This window comes from Halomonas almeriensis, from assembly GCF_030409235.1.
GTDB lineage: Bacteria > Pseudomonadota > Gammaproteobacteria > Pseudomonadales > Halomonadaceae > Halomonas > Halomonas almeriensis.
In genome coordinates, this window is record NZ_JAUFPO010000008.1 from 1 (window position 1) to 19,878 (window position 19,878).

Annotated in this window: 10 protein-coding genes and 5 pseudogenes; 2 read left to right on the forward strand and 13 right to left on the reverse strand. The window is 65.0% G+C overall.

Annotation, left to right across the window (positions count from 1 at the left end; genetic code table 11):
* From QWY74_RS06610 to QWY74_RS06620, 3 genes and pseudogenes are all read right to left on the reverse strand, one after another.
* On the reverse strand, positions 1-1,577 hold a 1,577-nt coding region (locus QWY74_RS06610; protein ID WP_290314024.1), incomplete at its 3' end, for a vWA domain-containing protein.
* 113 nt (positions 1,578-1,690) lie between these two features.
* Positions 1,691-2,464, reverse strand: a pseudogene (locus tag QWY74_RS06615) (IS3 family transposase); the annotation flags it as partial.
* Between the two features lie 64 nt (positions 2,465-2,528).
* Positions 2,529-3,751, reverse strand: a pseudogene (locus QWY74_RS06620) (IS256 family transposase).
* Positions 3,752-3,940: 189 nt separating this feature from the next.
* Here QWY74_RS06620 and QWY74_RS06625 point away from each other — a divergent pair.
* Positions 3,941-4,351: a Mu transposase domain-containing protein gene (locus QWY74_RS06625; RefSeq protein WP_435389136.1), complete on the forward strand. Its 411-nt coding sequence runs from the start codon at positions 3,941-3,943 to the stop codon at positions 4,349-4,351.
* Positions 4,348-5,166 (forward strand): annotated as a pseudogene (istB, locus tag QWY74_RS06630) (IS21-like element helper ATPase IstB). The gene QWY74_RS06625 and the pseudogene istB overlap by 4 nt, the downstream one beginning before the upstream one ends.
* A 40-nt stretch (positions 5,167-5,206) precedes the next feature.
* Here the strand turns inward: istB and QWY74_RS06635 are convergent.
* The 10 genes and pseudogenes from QWY74_RS06635 to QWY74_RS06680 all read right to left on the reverse strand — a co-directional run bounded on the left by QWY74_RS06635 (position 5,207) and on the right by QWY74_RS06680 (position 19,876).
* Positions 5,207-5,374 (reverse strand): hypothetical protein, encoded by a 168-nt coding sequence (locus tag QWY74_RS06635; RefSeq protein WP_264826478.1) that lies wholly within the window; start codon positions 5,372-5,374, stop codon positions 5,207-5,209.
* 333 nt (positions 5,375-5,707) lie between these two features.
* On the reverse strand, positions 5,708-6,157 hold the full coding sequence (locus tag QWY74_RS06640; protein ID WP_264826479.1) for a DUF3592 domain-containing protein: 450 nt from the start codon (positions 6,155-6,157) through the stop codon (positions 5,708-5,710).
* A 44-nt stretch (positions 6,158-6,201) separates the two neighbouring features.
* Positions 6,202-10,659 carry an Ig-like domain-containing domain gene (locus QWY74_RS06645; RefSeq protein ID WP_290314026.1) on the reverse strand — a complete coding sequence of 1,486 codons (4,458 nt, stop codon included), beginning with the start codon at positions 10,657-10,659 and terminating at the stop codon, positions 6,202-6,204.
* Positions 10,659-12,794, reverse strand: a complete 2,136-nt coding sequence (locus tag QWY74_RS06650; RefSeq protein WP_290314027.1) for an Ig-like domain-containing domain — start codon at positions 12,792-12,794, stop codon at positions 10,659-10,661. The genes QWY74_RS06645 and QWY74_RS06650 overlap by 1 nt, the downstream gene beginning before the upstream one ends.
* Before the next feature lie 264 nt (positions 12,795-13,058).
* Positions 13,059-15,047: a hypothetical protein gene (locus QWY74_RS06655; protein WP_290314028.1), complete on the reverse strand. Its 1,989-nt coding sequence runs from the start codon at positions 15,045-15,047 to the stop codon at positions 13,059-13,061.
* A gap of 409 nt (positions 15,048-15,456) precedes the next feature.
* A pseudogene (locus QWY74_RS06660) lies at positions 15,457-16,325 on the reverse strand (IS256 family transposase); the annotation flags it as partial.
* A 68-nt stretch (positions 16,326-16,393) separates the two neighbouring features.
* Positions 16,394-17,529: pseudogene (locus QWY74_RS06665) on the reverse strand (IS3 family transposase).
* 125 nt (positions 17,530-17,654) lie between these two features.
* The gene (locus tag QWY74_RS06670; protein ID WP_264827868.1) at positions 17,655-18,026 is read right to left on the reverse strand and encodes a hypothetical protein; all 372 of its coding nucleotides are present in this window, start codon (positions 18,024-18,026) and stop codon (positions 17,655-17,657) included.
* A 31-nt stretch (positions 18,027-18,057) separates the two neighbouring features.
* Positions 18,058-18,342 carry a transposase gene (locus tag QWY74_RS06675; protein WP_264827867.1) on the reverse strand — a complete coding sequence of 95 codons (285 nt, stop codon included), beginning with the start codon at positions 18,340-18,342 and terminating at the stop codon, positions 18,058-18,060.
* A gap of 106 nt (positions 18,343-18,448) precedes the next feature.
* Positions 18,449-19,876 carry a DNA recombination protein RmuC gene (locus QWY74_RS06680; protein WP_264827866.1) on the reverse strand — a complete coding sequence of 476 codons (1,428 nt, stop codon included), beginning with the start codon at positions 19,874-19,876 and terminating at the stop codon, positions 18,449-18,451.
* Positions 19,877-19,878 lie beyond the last annotated feature (2 nt).

Sequence of the window (19,878 nt, forward strand, 5' to 3'; positions counted from 1 at the left end):
ACGATGGTGACGTAGTCGTGGGGATCCACGGTGCCGGTCCAGCTGATATCGACGCTCGCCCCGGCAAGCGCATTGTCAGGGGCGCTGACGGTCACCTCGGGCTCGGTGACCTCGATCGTGGTGCTGGCCAGCGTCCGGTCGCCCTTGGCGAGCATATAGCGGACCTCGTAGAGGCCGGTGTCGGCCGGGGCCTTGAGGCGCCCCGCGGCCCCGTCCTTGACGCGGATGTATTCGCTGTAGGCGCCCTCCTCGGCTCCCTGTGGAACAATCGTGACATAGTCGCGCGGGTGCACGGTGCCGGTCCACTCCACCGCGACCTCTGAACCGGCCAGCGCGGTGTCCGGTGCGCTCACGGTGACCTCGGGGGCGGTGATCTCGATGCGGGTGCTGGCCAGCGTCCGGTCACCCTGTGCCAGCACGTAGCGAACCTCGTACAATCCCGGGTCGGCGGGGGCGCGCAGCTCGCCCTCCGCCCCGTCCTTGACGCGGATGTAATCGCTGTAGGCGCCTTCCTCGGCCCCCTGCGGAACGATCGTGACATAGTCGCGCGGGTGCACGGTCCCGGTCCACTCGACGGGGAAGACAGACCCGGCGTGGGTGGAGTCGACCGTGCTGACCGTCGCCTCGGGCTCGGTGATCTCGATGGACGCGCGGCCCCGGGTCTCGCTGCTGGCGTCGCTGACGTAGCGCAGCTCGTAGAGGCCGGCGTCGCTCGGCGCGCGCAGGGTGCCATCCGAGCGCTCCTTGACACGAATGTAATCACGGTAGACACCTTCGTCGGCGCCCTCGGGAACGATGGTGACATAGTCGCGCGGCTCGAACGACGGCGTCCAGGAGACATTGAAGGCCGATCCGGCGACCGCCGTGTCGGGGCCCTGCACGGTAATCTCGGGCTCGGGTTCGGGGGCCGGTTCGAGCTCCGCGACGGCGGTGCTGACCCGCGAGAGCGCCTCGCTCAGTTCACTCGCGTTCTCGGCCGAAAGGAACTGCCCGCCTGTCCGGTCCGCGATGCAGGCCAGCGACTCGGCGTCGGCGTTCTTTCCAAGACCGAAGCCCACGACATGGGTCGTGAAACCCACGCCCCCTTTCTCCAGCGTGCCGGACAGTGCACAGGGGTCGCGGTTGCAGCTTTCCAGCCCATCGGAAATCAGCACGACGGTGGCGGGCCGGTCGGTGTAGGCCAAACCCTGCGCCGCCTGCTCGACGGCCGTTGTCAGGGGCGTCTTCCCGATAGGCGAGATGGCGTTTATGCGCTCCATGATCGTGGCAGCCGTGCCGGGGCCGGGCTCAACGAGCGTCTCGATGTCGGAACAATCGCCGCGGTTCCGGTGTCCGTAGGCCATGAGACCGACACGGCGATCGTCCGCCCAGCTGCCCAGAAGATTGCCCATCACGTCCCGGGCGATCTCGATCTTGGCGGTGCCCTCGATCTGGCCCCACATGGAGTTGGAGCCGTCGAAGACGATCATCACGTCCTCCTGCGCGTCGCGCGCGTCCTGTGCGCGGGCCACATCAGCGCCCATGACCGGGCCCGTCGCCAATGTCGCCGCGGCGAGAAATGCGGCAATCCGTCCCATGTCGCTCCCTGTTTTTCGTGCTCTGGTCGCCGTGTTTCGGCGATTACGCGAAGCGAAACACAGTCGCGTGTTCATTTCCAGTTCGTGATCCTGCCCTGAAAAAGTGGACGGGGTCAGGCCGCCATGCGTTCCATGTCGGCCGGTGATCTGTAGCCTATCGCGGAATGCAGGCGGCGTGAATTGTAGAATCCCTCGATGTAGGCGAAGAGATCCCGGCGCGCTTCGTCCCGTGTGGTGTAAACGCGGTGATGGACGCGCTCGTCCTTGAGCGTGTGGAAGAAGCTCTCCATGGGCGCGTTGTCGAGGCAATTGCCCTTCCGGCTCATGGAAGGCGTTATCTTCGCTGCGGCAAGGGCTTGGCGATACTCGTTGGCCGCGTATTGAATGCCGCGATCCGAATGCTGGATCAGCCCCGGCGCCGGGCGCTGGCGTCTGATGGCTATGTCGAGGGCTTCGAGGGCGATCGAGGCATGCAGGGTCTCGCGCATGCTCCAGCCCACGACCTTGCGGGTGTGCATGTCGATCAGCGCCGCAAGAAAGAGCCAGCCTTCGCCGGTCCGGATGTAGGTCAGGTCCGCGAGCCATACCTGATTCGGCGCGGTCGCGGTGAAGTTCCGTCGCAGCCTGTTTGGGGCGATCGGGTAGTCGTGTCGGCTGTCGGTCGTACGAACGCGGCGCGGGATCGCCGCCAGCCCGCGCAGGCCTGCAAGTTGCATCAGACGGGCGATACGGTGTCGTCCGATCCGCCGGCCGGCAGCCTGCAGCGCCGCATGGATGCGCGGCGCGCCGTAGCACCCGCCACTCTCGGCATGGGTTTGGCGGATGTCGTCCAGAAGCGCGCGGTTCTCGATGCTGCGCTTGCTCTCCGGCCATCGGCGCCACGCATGGTTCTGTCTCGATGGTGGTGGAAATTCCTGGGCGGCTATCTCCAGCGTTGTCACGTTTACGGTTTCAGGCGGCGAGGTCAATGGACTGGTCGTCGAGCGGCTGGTCGAGGGTTTCCCAGCCATCGACCTTGCGCATCACGATCTGCCCCGAGGCCAGCAGAGCCCAGAACAGCATGGGCCCGTGTCGGCCTGTGGCAGGACGGTCTGGGTCTTGATGCGGCGCTTGAACTCGGCGTGCAGCCGCTCGATGGCGTTGGTGGTGCGCGCCGATTTCCATTGGCCGGGCGGCAGGCGGGTGAAGGTGAATAGCCGCGCCCCGGCCTCCTCGAGACTTTCGGCGATCGCCCGGCACTTCAGCTGCCACTTTCGGAGGAAGGCCTTGCGCCGGCGCTCGATCTCCGTGGCCGTTTCAGCGTAGATCATGTCGCGGTAATCCTCGGTCAGTTCATCATGCAGCCGCTTCGGCGCATGCGCGAGAAGATTGCGGTACTTGTGAACCGTGCAGCGCTGGACCGGCACGTCGGGCCAAAGCTCGGCCAGGGCCGCCTCCAGCCCGGGTGCGCCGTCGACGATGACGAAGCCGGGCTCACGCAGACCGCGCGCGCTCAGGTCCTGGAGGAACGCTCGCCAGGCGGCGGTCGTCTCGCTGCCCATGTTCTTGAGCCCGATCAATACCTTCTGACCATCGCGGCGCACGCCGATCGCGACGAGGATCGGGATCGCCGTGGCCTTCCTGTCGATCCGCGCCTTGACCACGGTACCATCAAGGATGAGCCGGACGATGTCCTCGCCGCCGAGATCGCGGGCGGCCCATTCCTCCCAGTCGGTCTTCACCTTGCGCCACGCGCGGCTGACGACATCCTTGCCCACGGCCCCGGCAAACAGCGTCGAAAGAGCACGCTTCACGCGGCGCGTGTTGGTCCCGGCGAGATAGGCGCCCGCGATCAGCGCCTCGGCCTTCCGGGTCAGCCGCCGGTAACGCGGCAGCGCCTGCGAGCGCCATTCGCGCGACCGGCCATCCGCACTCGCGATCCGGGCCCGGGGAACGCGGACCGTCTCGGGTCCGAAGGTGCCGACGATTTCCCGGTCCCTGTGCCCGTTCCGATACCCCTTCGCCCCCGCGCTCTTGCGTTCATAGCTACCGCGCCCGAGCGCAGCCTCCAGTTCCTCCTCGAGGATCGTCTCGATGAATTCCCGCACCCGGCTGCGAACCCCGTCCTCGAGCGGATCCGTCCAGTCGCCCCCGGTGAGTGGCGCAGTGCGTTCGGTCTTGGTAGTCTCGGTCATGGCGTAATCTCCTTCGGCGGTGCCAGCCGCCGTTCATGGTTGATTCAACACCTGGAGATTACGCCGCCCTCAAATTTTCCACCAACCCCGCGACAGGACCAACAACCCCACGACGTTGTTTCAATCGGCTTGACTGGGGCGCAACTTTGAAGCCTCGATCATCTCAACCGCTGTCTGGAGCGATGGTTGGTGGAGGTGGCGAACCAGCGCGAGCATGGCACCCACCATGAGATCGTTGCCGAGCGCTTCCGCCGCGAGGAGGCGCCCGCGCTGCAACCACTGCCCCAGTCGCGGTTCGACACCGCGTACCGTTTCCAGCGCAATGCCGCCTGGGACGGTTACATCAACGTCGAGGGCAACCGCTACAGCGTGCCCGACGCGTACTGCGGTGAGGTGCTCAACTGCCATCTTACGCTGGAGGGCGTGCTCACCGTCTACGGCCGTCTTCATCTTCAGGGCCCTGACGAACCCATTGCGCAGCATGTACTGAGCGATCCCGCGGCCGGCTGGCAACAACAGCCCGAGCATCATCAGCGCCTGTGGCGCGAGGCCATCCCCGTCGAAGTGCGTGATCTGCGCGTCTACGAGGAGGTGATGTGATGCCACTGGAGCAACTGTTTGACCGACTCAAGTTCGAGTACCTGCCGGATCAGCTCGATACGGTGTGCGAGCAGGCCGCCAAGAAGCAGCTCGATTACCCGGACTTCCTCGCCCAGGCGTTGGAGACCGAGTGGGCCGGGCGTAACCGTAAGGGATCGAGTCGCGGATGAACCAGGCTCGCTTCCCCACCATCAAGACGTTGGAGCAGTTCGACTTCGAGTTCCAGCCGTCGGTGGATCGCCATGTGTTGCGCAATCTCTCAGGCCTGGCCTTCGTGGAACGTGGCGAGAACGTCATCTTCCTCGGGCCACCCGGGGTGGGTAAAACCCACCTCTCCATCGCGCTGGGTGTGAGGGCTTGTGAAGCCGGCCACCGGGTCGAGTTCCAGACCCTGGATCAACTGATGACCCGGCTCAAGAAGGCCCGCGAGGAGAACCGGCTGGATCGCACGCTCAAGCAGCTGAGCTACCCGAAGGTGTTGATCGTCGACGAGATCGGCTATCTGCCGCTGTCACGGGATGAGGCCTCGCTGTTCTTCCGGTTGATCAACCGCCTCTACGAGAAAGCTTCGATGATCCTGACCTCCAATAAGTCCTTCGCCGACTGGGGCGAAGTCTTCGGGGGAACAGGTGATCGCCACCGCCATCCTGGACCGGCTGCTGCACCATGCAACCACGGTCAACATCAAGGGCGAGAGCTACCGGCTCAAGGAAAAACGCCGTGCCGGCATGCTCAAGAACCACCCACCGGCGGGCAGTGATGACAAGCCCGAACCCAACACCGCAACCAACGAGGAGGACCCCGAACCGGCCTGACAGACCCCGGACTGGCCATCCCGCACAGGAACCAACTCACTCAACCGGCGGACCAATTAAACCGGGAAAAACCGGACAAATTAGGCTGGCGTTGACAGTCGCGCGCCAATAGCTCGCCGATCTCGCCGGCGGACCACAATCGCAGCGCGTCATCGTTGGCCCAGACCATCCGCTCGCGCTCGATATCGAAGACCCAGCGCGCAGTCATCGCCGTACCGTCCAGAGCTTGCGTTCGAGCAGGCGTCGAGCTTGATCCGTGGTTGTGGTCGTCGTCCACTACGCGACTGCGACCGTGGGGCGACGGCGCCGCGAGCGCATCCCTGGTCCCATCGCCGCGTCCAGTAATCGATACACCGTCTGGTCCCCCCACCGGCCAGTGAAGACGGCGCCACCTAGCGTTTTCTGTCTACCTATTTACGGGTATTGCCCCCTGGGTAGAGTTTACCAAAAGTCTCGCCAAAAAGGGTGTCGGCGTGAGCGCCTCGCCCTTGGTCAATCGACCCAGGCCACCCTGGTGAGCCTCAACACGTTTTACGATTTATCACCATGGCGCACTCGGTACGCGCAGCGATGTCATGGACTGGGTCGCCAGCACGATCAGGGCGATGCCAAGTACCACGGGTACGGCGTAGAGCCATTCGGGGCGGTTTTCCAGGAAGGCGTAACGCGGGTCGGACGGCTGATAATAAGCGGTGACGAGCGCGCCGTTGGGATAGCGCCGTTGCAAGCGGCGGATGTGGCAGAACCCGCCCCGGGGCTGAGGGCCTGGCGGCGGGTAGACGCGCGAACTTCGATACTCGACGCCATCAACGACGTAGCGGTAGTTGACCCATACAACACTTTTGTCGTCGACACGCTCGCTACCGCTATTCAGCACCGTGGCAGCGACTGGAACGGCGCCGCTGCGGGCCGTGCGTTGTCGCCAGTGCATAGTGAGCCCGAATGCAATCAGGGCGGGACCGGCAACGGCCATTAACACCGGCTTAAACATGGTTCCGTTGACCACTGGCCCGGCGGTATCGGTAGGCCGCGTTGCTATTGGCTTTTGTCGAGTCGAGGGGGTTCATCGACATTATCGGCTACCCAGTTTGTGAGATGCTCGAGCTCATCCAAGTATGGCTTGACGGCCGGCCAATCGGCGCGCGTCTTCTCGATCTGATTCTTGCCGTAGTCGGGTGCATCCTCCTCTTGGGCTAACTCGATGCCGACCTCCGCATTGCTAATCCTGTCCCGCGTCGCTTCGAAGTCTTCGACCGTCCATCCGGCCTGTTCCAGCAGGGCCTCACGCTTGCGGTAGAACGCACTGATAAGTTGCTCGTAGTCACCTGCATTCGCCCGCATCGTGTCCTGCAGCCGGTTGATCGCGATGCGTGCCTTGATCCAGTTGCGGACCTTGGTCCGGTTGAACGGCATGGCAGCGATGTCGTTGCCGTCGAGGGCTAGCGAGATACTGTCGGCGTCGCCGGCATTGCCGCCGCGCTGGGCCTTGCCTTGTCGCCGATCAGCGGTCTCCTCAGCCGATTCGAGTTGCCACCTCTCAAGCGGATTGCCGGTGCTGGTGCCAGCGACCCGGAACCGCCAGCGGTGGTCTTGGGTGAGCCGAGCACCGGTGCCGGCCCGAACGTCCTCGGTCACAACAGCCGTGTAGTGAGCTCCCTTGTTGAGCGCGGAATCCGGCTGGATATGAATGGCCTGGCCAGGGGGTTGGTAGTGCACGCTCGTGTCCACGCGCTCGTGGTTCGGGCCCAGTAGCCGGATCGTATCGGTGCTGACGCTTTCGGGCGCGAGGGTGGTATTGAACATGATCTGGATGCCCTGATGCGGTTCCAACTCGCTGCCGTCGGCCGGCACGGTCGTCAGGACCCTTAGCCCAGCGGTCTCGCTCAAGCTGACCGTACGGCGGGTGACGTTAAATCCGTCACTGGCGGTCACGCGCAACCGAGGCCGCGAGCCGGGCGCGAGCTCCGCTACCCGTATCGCTAGCTGTTGCGCCGTCAGCCCAAGGGCCAGTGGCTGATACGTGGCACCGTTGCGGCTATAGCTGACGTCGAAGGTCAGTGTGTCGCTATCGGGATCACGGGCGTCCCATGTCAGCCGCATGGTGCCATCGGTTGTGCTTGGCTCGGAGACACGGAGTTTGGGCGCGGCGGCCGTGCGTTGGTGGCGCGCGACCACTTCCCCGTTTCGGGTTAGCGTCGCCGATGCCGCGCCCTCACGACGCGGCAGCCGCACGGTGAACGGACAGGCTCGCGCCTCGCTGCTGGTGGCGCACCGGGCCGTTGTTACCGCAGCCGTAGCCAGGGTCTCGCCGGCGCTATCCCGCAATTGCACGCGGGCATCGGCCCCACTGCTGTTGGCGCGCGTGACCCGGCCACGTCCCGCGTTGACGGCGTCGATTCGGGCCTGGTCGCCGTCCGGCTCGAGAAGCCCCTGAACCAGCCAGATGGGGCGGCGTTCGGCCGGGACCGAGCCGTCGGCCGAGGCGAGCCGCAGAAGCCCCTGAACCAGCCAGCTGGGGCGGCGTTCGGCCGGGACCGAGCCGTCGGCCGAGGCGAGCCGCAGGCCGCCGTTCCGTCGGGTCAGGCGCGACGGCGGCTCCGCGAGGTTCTCGATCAGCCGCTCGTAGTTGTTGTTGGTGATAAACGTGGCGGCCTCGGGCGTCTGCCCACGGACCATCAGAGGCCAAATCTTGCCAGATTTGGATTTGGGACTGCCGTTGCCCTCGGTCGTGGATTTGTTGGTCCCGCCGTGGCCCCACTGCCTGAGCCGAAAGCCTTCGATGCGCTGGCCGGCGGTATTGCCATAGTCTTTACGCCAGTCCCTACGCGAGAGATGTTGTTCGTTGGCGAGCAGGATGTGCCCGAGTTCGTGGGCCATGTCCACCGTGGCTTTCGATTTCATGTTGACGTAGTCGCGGTGGAGGAAGAGCCCGAACAGGCCGGTTTGTAACTGCGGCCGCGGGCTCTTGCTGATCCACTCCCGGACGAATGTACGCTCCTCATAGCTTTGCGCGCCTGCGGTCCGGATATCGCCGGCAAAAAACAGCATCACGGCGTCGGCGTCGGGGTTGAACCGCTGCAGCTTCTGCTTGATCTGGTGCACGAGCCAGCGTTCTGTCGACCATTTGACGGGCCACGGGCCGGAGCGCTTGTTGCCTCCCTGATCGGTGACGATGGTTCCCGTGTCGGCGGTCAGGGTGCCGTGGTAGGTCACGTTGGTGCGCCATACCGGAAAGTTCTGGGTCGTGTAGCTGGCTCCCTGGGCCGCTATCTGGTGGGCCGCGGCCGGAGCCCATTGGGCCTTGCCCTTGGCCAGGGCATCCCCCGACCAATTGCCGGCACGGACGATGTAGTAGTCGATATCCAGTGACTTCGTCAGGCTCGCGTATTCGAGTTCGCGCGCCTCGCTCTCGAAAACCCGTGGCTCGTCACGGCATTGGTCGACGGGCTCGATCTCGGCCGTCAATTGCGAGCCGTCATTCGAGCGAGGCCGCCAGCCGAAGAAATTCACCGAATTCGCCGCGCGTTGGCGCTGACCGTCGGTCCATGTGTCGGGGCGCGTGAGCATGACGCGCTCCTTGGCCGGATAAAGCAGCTGGTCGCCTTTGACTCGAACGTCTGCGAGAAAGCGCTCGACCCGCCAGCCCTCGGCCACGCTAGGGTCGCCGCGCCACTTTGCGTAGACCCGGGTCAGCGTATTCTTGGCCGGCACCAGTGCAGTGTCGCGGGCTGTCTGGAAGACGTGCGGCTCCACGCCTTCGCTGGGCCGCAGATGCTCTCCAACCGCGGCGACCCATCCATTACCCCCTAGATTGACCATGGTGTAGAAGTGCCAGCGGTAGTCACTCGCCAGAGCCTCGCCCGCCAGGCTCTGCACGCCCTGGGCACCGCCATGAACGGTGACTCGATAACGCACGCCGTCCTTGAGCTTGACCTGCGGGATCAACCGTAACCGGCGCTCGCTTTCACGGCGGGCGCGCAGTGGCACCTCCTCCATGGCGCCTGCGGCGCTGCGATAGCTAAGGGTGAGGGTCTTCTCAGACAGGCTCGCCGGATCGACGCGGTGATTGAAGCGCAGCGTCATCCCGGGCTGGTCCCAGTCGACGTTGCGCTTGCCAGCACGCGGGCGGTGTGAGGCGATCCGAAACGGTGCCCGTCGATTCGCGTCAGTGTCGTTAGCCGGCGCGTGGGGTACGACCACGGTTCGGGCAGGCACCGCCATGGGCCGAGCGCTGCCGTCCTGATAGTTCGGGCTGGCCGTAAGGCCGCTGATCGTGTTCGGGGCGGCGAAGTGCCCGCTGACGTTGATCCCGCCCTGGCGGGTCTCATCGAAGCGGACCCGTTTGAGTTCACGGTTACCCGGTTCGGGGTAGTGGATCTGATCGGCGTCAGGTGCGTGCTTTCGAGTAAACCGGTACTGACTGGACTTGAGTCGTGCTTGCCCGCCGAGCCGGAAGCGGCCGGTCACCCGTTCGTCGGTAATCGCGGTGATGGTGACGTCGCCGTTCAGCTCGCGTGCGTTAACCTGCCTTGTTGTGCCTTCGAAGTACGCCTTGCGGTCGCAGGGCTCGGCCTGGGCGCTCGCGACGACGGCCGGGAAGTTCTGCCACTTACTGGCCACGTACTGCTTTCCCTCCCGGCAGAGGCGTTGGGCCATGGCACTGCTATACGCCGGGAAGTCGCGATGGCGACCACGGCTATCTGCGTAAATGACCGGATTCTTGCCGCGGATGACGGCGTCATAGGTTTTGCCGGCCCTCAGGTCGGTATGCTCGATGCCCGGCAATACGATCGTGACTTTGCCGGAGCTGGCGGCAGGCCAGCCGGCAACACGCCCGTGCTCACTGTGCGGTCCACTCCGTTGTGCGCCCAATGGCTGGATAGCGAGTTCATGGAGCCCGAGCTGGGGGCTGAACAACTGCAGCACCACGCCATCGCCAGCAGTCGCCAGCTTGGCACGCTGCTTCGCTGCGGACGCGCGCGCCTGCTTGGCCCGGCGTTTGGCTTGCCGGACCTTGTCCCGCATTGATTCGGGCAAGGCCTCCAGGTTGATGTCCGATGTCGGGTCGGGCGCGGCGTCGGCACTGTTAAGTGCCTGGATGTGATGGCTGCAAGCGGCACCACTGGCCTCCACGAGCCCCGAGAAATCGAGGCGGCCCTGTCCGGGGAATGGCGCACCGCGCCAATCGGCGTGCTCCTTGTGCCAGGCATCGCTGCCCGCCGCCGGTACGACCATCCCCGCCGTGCCGCGCTGCAATCGTATGAGCCTGCCGGCATCGAGACCGGCGACCATGCCCGATACCGAGCAACTGCCGGCGCTGCGGTCTTTCATGGTGGCGCGCTCGCAGGCCTGGGATGAGGCGGCCACGGTGGGGATCGATAACAGCAGGCTGAGCGCGGCGGCTAAAAGCCAGCGTCGGCATGGGGAGGCGCTGGCGGGCGAGGGGGGCTGAAGCCGCGCCGCGATGGGACGGAACTCGGGATTAGCGCGCATTATTCGGGGGTCTCCGTGTTCGGTTCGCCGACGGTGGCTACGACCTTAAAGCCCCAGCGCACCTCGTCTAACAAGGATGGGCCCGCATCAGCGCTGATGCCGGGCGCCAACACGGCCGTATAACGGCCAGGCGGCAGCGGTTCGTCCGGGATGAAGTCGATTTCGCCGGTACCGCGGTGATGGTCCACACGCCCCGGAACAGGCTGATTGTCGCCATCCAGAAGCCGCAAACTGTCAGCGTCCAAGCTGGCTGCGTCGAGCGGCGCGTTGAGGACCGCAGTAACCGGCTGCCACGGCGCCATGGTCGTGCCTGCCTCCGGTAGCGTGGCGAGTGGTCGCAGTCGGCCCGTTACGGGGGCGGGCACGCTGCGCTCGCGGGTATGAAAGCCGTCGCTGACCGTTACCCGCAAACGGGGGCGGGAGCCCGGGCTGAGCTCGGTGCCGGGAATGGTCAAGGCGTTGGTTGACAGCCCCACGGCAAACGGCCAAAAGCGCCGCCCGTCGCGGCTGTAGGCGACGTCGAAACGGAGCGCATCGGTATGATCGGGATCGCTCGCCTGCCACGTCAAGCGAACGTGGCCGTCCTCGCGCCTGGCTGGGTTCACATGGAGACGCGGCGTACTCGGCGATATCGGTCGCCGCGCGATGGCGCGGTCCTGGTAGTGGATAATAAGGGCACGGGCCTCGTCGAGATGAGGGACGCTCGCGGTAAAGGGCCGCGCCGACGACGCCGCGCTTGGCTTGAGGGGTGCCTGGGGGGCGATAGCCGTCGTTGCCACGATGGTACCGGCGCCGTTGGTGAGCGCTAACTGCCAAGCGCCCTGAGTTGCCGCCGCGGAACGGGTTGCCCTGCGCCTCGTGTCCACTTGTGTGATGGCAGCTCGTTCGCGCGAGGCGTCGGCCATCCCATGTACCCTCCACGTGGGGCGCTCGGCCGCGCTAGCCCCCTCGCGGCTGGCCAGGCGACGCCGTCCCCGGCTACGTGCCAAGCGCGACGGCGGGTGGGTGAGCTGGTCGATGAGATCGTCGTAGGAGTCATTGGTCACAAAGCTCGCGCCTGCCAGCATCTGGCCGGCCATCATCAGCGGGTAGAGGTGGTCGCCGTCGGGGCTGGCGTTGCCCTCGGCATGGGATTTGTTGTGGCCGCCGTGGCCGACGCGGGGGAGCCGGAAGCCCTCGATCTGGTTGGCTCGGGTGCCGGCGTAGTCGCCCGTCCACTGGCCGCGGTCGTAGTGGCGGTCGTCGGCCATCATGACGTGGCCGAGCTCATGGGCGATGTCCACGATGCCCTTGCGCAGCGGCTGGAAGCGCTCGCGATCGAGGAAAACGCCGACGATCCCGGGTTGCGCCGCGCTGGCTTCCTGATAGGCGTAGCCGCCATCGCCGCGGATGTCGCTTCCCATGAAAAGCACCACCGCAACGGTATCCTCGGCCTCGCGGTTTAGGCGCGGGCGCAGTCGCTCGACGATGTGCTGGTCCCGGGGCTGGAGGCTGACCAGGTCCTGCGCTGCCTGGTCCCAGCTCGTCTCGCCGAGGGTGATGGTACCTCGGTAGGTCAGCCGGGTATCGACGACGGGGAAGTTCTGGGTGGTGAATCGCGCGCTGCGGGCTGCGATGGCATGGGCCATGCCGGGCGCCCGTTGCTGGTCGCCGTCGGCCAACGCGTCCCCGGCCCAGTCGCCGGTGCGCACGAGGTAGTAGTCCAGGTCCAGAGTGGGGGGTTGCGGTGTGTAGCCCAGCTCGAGCGGCTCACTGCGAAAGACCGTCGGGTCGGCGACACACTGACCCACGGGTTCCACGGTGGCTACCAGCGAATCGCCATCGGCGCGCTGGGGGAACCAACCGTAGAAATTCGCGCTGTTCTCGGCGTGGACCTGTTCGGTTTCCGTCCACTGGTCGGGACGTGCCAGGCGCTCGCCGGCCTTGGCGCGGTAGAGGCGATGACGGCCGCGGACGGCGATGTCGGCGTCGATATGCTGAACCTGCCACTGGGGCGCGACCGAGGCGTGGCCTCGCCACTTGACGTAGACGCGGGTGAGGACGCGGGTGAGGGGGTTCTTACCGGCGACGAGCTCGGCATCGCGCGCGACCTGGAAGACATGGGGCTCGATCCCGCGCTCGTGCCAGCCCCGCACCCCGGCGGCGCGTCGCCGCAGCCTCTCGCGCCGAGCGGGGCGCTCCACTCGGTGCAGCCTAAACGGATAGTGCCCGCTCGGGCCGGTAAGCCCCGAACACCGGCCGACACAAGAGCGGGCACGAGCGGCAGCAGGTGACCCAGAGCGGAAATCGAGACCAGCGTGATTTGCCGCCGTTGTGAGGGGTCTATGCGTATCCGTTTTTGCAGCCCCGGGCAGCGGCGTAGGCCGCTGCCCGGGGGACGCAACGGAAAACATCAGCGCTCAATTGCACGTGACGCTAGTTGGGATAGAACCGAGATTCGGGGTGGCATCGCCCTCGTTGTCCGACAGCGTCCAAGTTCCGCCGCTGTTTTGGCCGACCCAACCCCATTGGCCATCACGGAATTCGCCGTTCTTGGAATAGAACGCTAAATCGAACCATCCGGTCCGGTCGCCGTTGGTGAACCGCCCAACGAAGCTGTCGCCGTCCCACATGCCGGCCATCACGCCCTTGTCGGCGTAATCGCCGACTAGGAAGAGGTCTTGCGACACCAGGGTCACGGGCCCGAAATTGCTGCTGTAGCGGCCGTCGAAGACGGTGCGGTCCTGCTCGATCGACTGCGTCGAGCCGGATCCTCGGGTGAAGTTCGTCAGCCGGTCCGGGGCGGGTCCAGTGCGCTGGCCGCTCCAGCTTTTGCCCAGTCCCTGGCCGCGCCATCCCCAGCGGCCGTCGAAAGCGCCGTTTCCGGTGGCCTGCCAGCGGAAAACGCCGTTGCGCCCGCCGTTGGTGAAGACGCCGGCGGCGCAGCCGTCCGTCACTTTGGCGACGATCACGCCTTCGTCGGCGTAATCCCCGATCAGGAAGCTGCCAATTTTGTGCAGACGGAGCTCCCCGAAAGAACTCGTCCATGTGCCAGCAAAGCGGCTCTTGTCGGCCGCGCGGCTTGCGCCGCCGGTGTCTCCGCCGGAGCCGACGCGTTCGGTGACCGGGCGTTCGCGGCCATCGACGTAGACGGTGGCGGAATCCGGATCGTCGACGAGGATGTCCTGGATGGTGCCGTACACCCGGTACCCATCGGCCCCGGAGCTGACCCGCCCTTGGGCGCGGTTTCCGCGGACCTGATCGTTCGACCCGAGGCCGACGTCGAAGCCGTCCATACGGCCCTCGTGGCCCTCCAGGCGACCCGAGACGATCAGGGTGTAGTCGGTGGCACCTCGGTGCTGGCCGCCATCGATGACCACCCGATGATCGGGCTGGCGGACTTGGTCGTCCGACCCGCTGCCGGCGTCCCTCCCGCCGCCGCTGCCCTGCGGACGGCCGTCGATGAGGACGCGGGCACCGGAGGGGTCGTTCAGCCGGACGTCATTAACTTGGCCGACCACGCGGTAAGCGTCATTGCCGCTGCCGACGGTGCCGCGAGCGCCGTTGCGGGAATAGCGGTCGTTGGCATCCACGCTGGCATCATACCCGGCGATGGTCCCGGCGATCGGCTCCAGATAGTCGGACACCGACAGGTCGTAGCCAGTTGAGCCCGGCACATCGCTGCTCGCGACCAGCACGGTGTGGTCGGCGCGCACGCGCTCGGTATCCAGCCGGTACTTCATCGCCTTGACCGCACTCTGGCCCTTGAAGGCCACCGTTAGCACATGCCCGGGGATGGCAAAGGCGCGCTCCCAGACCTTGCCTTGGTTCTGACGGCCGGGATCGATGGTGAAACTCCAGACCTTCTCCCCGTCGACACCGTGGCCGGGACCGCCGGGCGGGTACTTGCACACCGTGACGCGGGTCTTGCCCTTGTTCGCGCGTTCGTCGCGCTTGCGGATCCGCAGCTTCACGAACGGATCGGCGATCGGGGAAGAGCTGATGAACATCCGAGTGAGCTGTGACTTGATGTTCCCCTCGTAGCTGCTTCCGATCCGCAGTTCCCGCGGCCCGATTTTGCCCCAGCCGTTGTCCATCAGCTTGTTCCACTGGGCGATCATTTTGCGACTGCTCTCGTCGACCTTGTCGGCCTGCTCGAAGCATTTTTTGTAAATCTGAGCCGACTGCGGCAGCGTCGCGCCGGCGCTCAGGATCGCCGCACCCGCCGTGCCGGCCGAGCAGCCGACCACCTTGGCGACGTTGTCGTACTCCTTCCAGATGTCCGCGGCAGCCTTGGCCCCGGTGGTGCAGTTCGCCGCCTGGGCTGCGCCGCTCGTGGCGAGCCCAACAGTAAGCGCAAGGACGCTCGCTAGCCCTACCTGCCTAGGCTTATTTTGAAGTCGAGTCATGTCGTTTCCCTCGATTGGCTTTTTGCACCGGTTGGCCGAGCGCCAGCTTGGCCGCTGGTCAGTCCTAGTGGGGCACTCAGGCGAGTGAGACGAGTTATGGTGATTTCTGGTGTATGAAAGCAGGCTTAAGAGGTGGCGTATCCTGTTGGTTGATCACCACGACGATCACAACCAACAAAGAGGATACGCCATGTACAAGTCTAACCTGAAGTGGACCCCATTCACTGGACCACCTGACAGGCGAGCTAAGCTCTGACCGGATTGTCATCAGGCGTCAGGCCGCCTGGATCAGGGGTTGATCGAAGTACACCTCATCGGGGGTTGCATCGTCCAGCCCTTGGTGTGGCCGCTCCTTGTTGAACCAAGTGAAGTAACGCTTCGAGTTATTGTCAAATCTGGTGTATGACCATCAGGCAGCGTTCCTGTCAGATTGATCCTCCACCCGTTCTCCATCCCGAAACTGGACGTTGTTCACGACCAATCTGAGTTGGTCGAACCCCTTGATCCGCTTCCAGCGTTTCTGGGCGGATTGGAGCAGTTTGAACACCATCGATAACGTGGTGTCGCGGTTGCCACAGGATCGGCTCCGCTTGGTTCTCAGTCGTACAGTGGCGAAAGTGGATTCAATCGGATTGGTCGTCCGCAAGTGGATCCAGTGGGTCGCCGGAAAATCGTAGAAAGCCAGCAGTTCGTTGCGATCCTTTTCCAGGTTGTCCATGGCCTTGGGGTACTTGTCCCGGAACCGCCGCAAGGTGCTGTCAAAGGCCTTGTGAGCGCCGTCACGGGTCTCGGCCAGGTAGATCTCGTGCAGTGCCGACTTCACCTTTGGCTGTACCGATTGGGCAATTTGTCCAGCACATTAGCCGTTTTGTGGACCCAGCACCGTTGGTGACGGGTGCCCGGAAACACCTCGCGTAAAGCCTTCCAGAAGCCCAGAGCGCCGTCGCCAACAGCCAGTTTGGGCGCATGCTCCAGACCCCGTTCCTTCAGGTCGGTGAGCAGCTCGCGCCAACTGGCTTCGGACTCCCGGTGACCATCCTCGACAGCCACCAGTTCTTTGTGGCCGTGCTCGGTAACACCGATGATCACCAACAGGCAGAGCCGGTCATTCAGGCGGACATTGCTGTACACGCCGTCTGCCCACCAGTACACATAGCGCTTCTGGCTCAAGTCCCGGCGCTGCCAATCCTTGTGCTCATCCAGCCACTTGGCCTTGAGCCGGGAGACCGTGTTCGCCGACAACCCGTTGGCCTGCTCACCGACCAGGGCAGTCAGGGCTGAAGTGGACCCCATTCACTGGACCACCTGACAGGCGAGCTAAGCTCTGACCGGATTGTCATCAGGCGTCAGGCCGCCTGGATCAGGGGTGGATCGAAGTACACCTCATCGGGGGTTGCATCGTCCAGCCCTTGGTGTGGCCGCTCCTTGTTGAACCAAGTGAAGTAACGCTTCAGCTCCCCACGCAGGTGAGCGCCATCTTCGAAGGCCTTCAGGTAGACGCACTCGTACTTCACGCTGCGCCAGAGCCGCTCCACGAAGATGTTGTCCTGATAACAGCCCTTGCTGTCCATGCTGATCCGAACATCATGGGTCTTCAACACCTCGGTGAAGGCCTCGCTGGTGAACTGGCAGCCCTGGTCGGAGTTGAAGATCTCGGGCGGCCCGTGGCGCGCCAGGGCATCTTCCAGAGCGTCGATGCAGAAGTCCGCATCCAGGGTGTTCGATACTCGCCAAGCCAGCACACGGCGACTGTACCAGTCCATGATGGCCACCAGGTACATGAACCCACGTGCCATGGGGATGTAGGTCACATCGGTTGCCCACACCTGATTGGGACGATCGATGACACGTCCCCGCAGCAGGTAGGGGTAGATTCGATGCCCCTCACCTTGACGGCTGGTGCACGGCTTGGGATACACCGCCTTTAGCCCCATCTGGCGCATCAGTCGCTGGACGCGCTTGCGGTTCACCGGGTGGCCCAGACGATTGAGATGGACCGTCATCCGCCGAGAACCATAGACCGGCGTGCGCAGGTGTTCCTTGTCGATCAGGCGCATCAGCTCCAGGTCGTAGGCCCGTAGGCCCTGGCGCCGATAGTACACCGAGGAGCGACTGATACCGAGCAACTGGCACTGGCATCTGAGGCTGATGTCGGGGGCCTGCGGCTCGACCAGTGCCAGGCGCTGAGCCCGGCTCAACGATCGAGCCTGCGTGATAAAAAATCGCGTTCCACCGTCAGCTTGCCGATCTCACGGTAGAGTGTGTCGATCTCCTCCTAGGTCTTCTGGGCCGTCTTGCCGTCGCCCTTGCTCTCGAAGACCCCGTTGGCGTTCTCCAGCAACTCGCGCTTCCACTGGCTCACCATGGTCGGATGGATCTCGAAGCGGGCAGCGATTTCCGACGTGGTCTGATCGTCCTTGAGGGCGGCGAGGGCCACCTTGGCCTTGAAGTCGGCGCTGTATTGCCTGCGTTTCCTGCTCATGATCGGGTTCTCCTGTCGGAATGATCAGAGCTTAGCACCTGGTCCGAATTTCGGGGTCCACTTCAGCCGGCGGTGGGCGCGCCGGCATCGGGGAGCGCGTTGGTTCCCCCCGGGCACAAGCCGGCCTACGTTTCGACTTCCAAGTCGTCGACTTTCTGGAAGCCGCGTGGCAGGCGGGTGCCGCGCTTGCCGCGTTCGCCCCAGTATTCCTCCAGATCCTGTCGGCGCAGCGTGCTGTGGCGCTTGCCGGCGTAGATGGTCAGCTTGCCCTTCTCCGGCACCGAGGCCAGCGCGATCATCCGCTCCTTGCCGCTGGCGAACTCCTTGGCCGGGATGCCGAGCAGCCGCGACCCCTTCCCCCGCGCCATCTCGGGCACCTCGTCGGCGCCGAACACCAGCAGGTTGCCGTTCGAGTGCACCGCACAGATCCAGTCCGTGTCCGGATTGTAGATCGGGCACGGGATCATGGGCTGGCTGCCTTTGGGCACGGTGAGCACGGCCTTACCGGTGCGCGTGCGGGCCTGGATCTCACCGAGCGTGGTGACGAAGCCGTTGCCTGAGGTCTTCGTAGCCCAAGGCGAGGCCGAACACGCGCTGCCGGAGCATGGTCTCGGCCCGGTGCTGACAACGGCGAGAGGCGCGAGCATCATCCAGTCGGCGTGCAATGGCGCGAGTCAGGCCCATCTCGCGATCCAGTTGGCGGAACAGCAAGGCGCCGCCATCGGAGGTGATCTCACCGCCGTCGAAACTGGCAGTGATCTCACGGCCCTTACAGCGTGGAAACGAGGTGGTGGACGTGGTACATTTTGTCATGGCGGCTGTATCGGTAGATTCTTGGTTAGGCTCTTGAATTATAACCGATTTTCAGCCGCCTTTTTTATGTCTGGTGCAATTTCCGGGCTAGATCCGGTCTCTACCATCACCGATCCTGATCATCGTCTCCGCCTTCCGGGGCGGCGTCGTTGTGTTCGCCATCCCCCGGGGAATCCGTTTCCTCGGCGGCACGCACCAGGGCGTCGGGCAGCGGCTTTTTCATGCGCACACCGAGGCGCTCGAGTTCGCGGGCCTGGGACACCAGACTGCCCTGCCCGGTCGACAGGCGCTGCATGGCGCGGCGATGACTGTCACTGGCACGCTCCAGGTGCCGGCCCACCTCATCCAGGCTTTCGACGAAACCACTGAACTTGTTGAGCAACCGCTCGGCGCGCTCGCCGATCAGCCGCGCATTCTCGTTCTGGCGTTCCAGGCTCCACAGCCCCGCCACGGTGCGCAGGCTGGCCAGCAGGGTGGTCGGCGTGACCATCACCACCTGGCGGTCGAAGGCTTCCTGAAAGAGCGTCGCATCTCGCTCGAAGGCCGCCGCAAAGGCCGGCTCGATGGGCACGAAGAGAAACACGAAATCCGGCGAGCGCAGCGTCGAGAGGTTCGGATAATCCTTGGCCGCCAGGCTCTGTACGTGCGAGCGCAGCGACTGCAGATGCTCGCGCATCGCCGCCTCGCGCTGGGCCTCGTCCTCGGCATTGACGACACGCGTCCAGGCACTCAGCGATACCTTGGCATCCACCACCAGGTGACGATCTTCCGGCAGATAGATGATGGCATCGGGGCGGCGGCGCCCCTGTTCATCACGCAGCGTGACTTCCCGGCGGTATTCGATGTCGCGTCTCAGCCCGCTGCGCTCCAGCACCCGCTCGAGGATCAGCTCGCCCCAGTTGCCCTGGGCCTTCTGGTCGCCCTTGAGGGCTCGCGCCAGCCCGGCCGCCTCATCGCCCAGCTGGGCATTGAGATCGGCCAGCTGATCGAGCTGGGCCTTGAGGGTGCCGCGCTCACGCTGCTCCTGACCATGCAGCTCCTCGACCCGCTTGCGGAACTGCTCGACCTGTTCGCGGAAGGGCTTGAGCAGCGCCTCGAGGCTCTCGCGGCTCTGGGCGCTGTAGGTGCGCTGGCGCTCGTCGAAGACCTGGCCGGCGAGCTGGTGGAACTCGTCCTTGAGGCGCTCGCGGGCATCCTCCATCACGGCCACCTGTTCGCGATGACGCAACGCGGCCTGATCGCGCTCGGTTTCCAGGCGCGCCGAGCGCTCCCGCTGCTCGGCGAGCTGCTGCTGAGCCTGGGCCAGGCTCGCTTCGACACTGGCCAGACGTTCCCGACTGCCGTCCAGCTGCGCATCGCTCTGCGTCAGTTCCTGCTCGAGGCGCCGGGCGGCCGCCTCGCGCTCGGCCAGGCGCGCGGCCACGGCGGCATGACGGCGATACTGCACGACGCCCCAGACCAGGCTGACCAGCAGCAGCACGCCAAGTCCCAGCGGCAGCCCCCAGGCCGGCAGCGCCAGCCAGGCTTCCCTCATGT

Bases quoted from the DNA above. Each gene is read 5' to 3' on its own strand.
- QWY74_RS06635 (WP_264826478.1), bottom strand. From the start codon at position 5,374: ATGACTGCGCGCTGGGTCTTCGATATCGAGCGCGAGCGGATGGTCTGG.
- QWY74_RS06640 (WP_264826479.1), bottom strand. From the start codon at position 6,157: ATGTTTAAGCCGGTGTTAATGGCCGTTGCCGGTCCCGCCCTGATTGCA.
- QWY74_RS06645 (WP_290314026.1), bottom strand. From the start codon at position 10,659: ATGCGCGCTAATCCCGAGTTCCGTCCCATCGCGGCGCGGCTTCAGCCC.
- QWY74_RS06655 (WP_290314028.1), bottom strand. From the start codon at position 15,047: ATGACTCGACTTCAAAATAAGCCTAGGCAGGTAGGGCTAGCGAGCGTC.
- QWY74_RS06675 (WP_264827867.1), bottom strand. From the start codon at position 18,342: ATGACAAAATGTACCACGTCCACCACCTCGTTTCCACGCTGTAAGGGC.
- QWY74_RS06680 (WP_264827866.1), bottom strand. From the start codon at position 19,876: ATGAGGGAAGCCTGGCTGGCGCTGCCGGCCTGGGGGCTGCCGCTGGGA.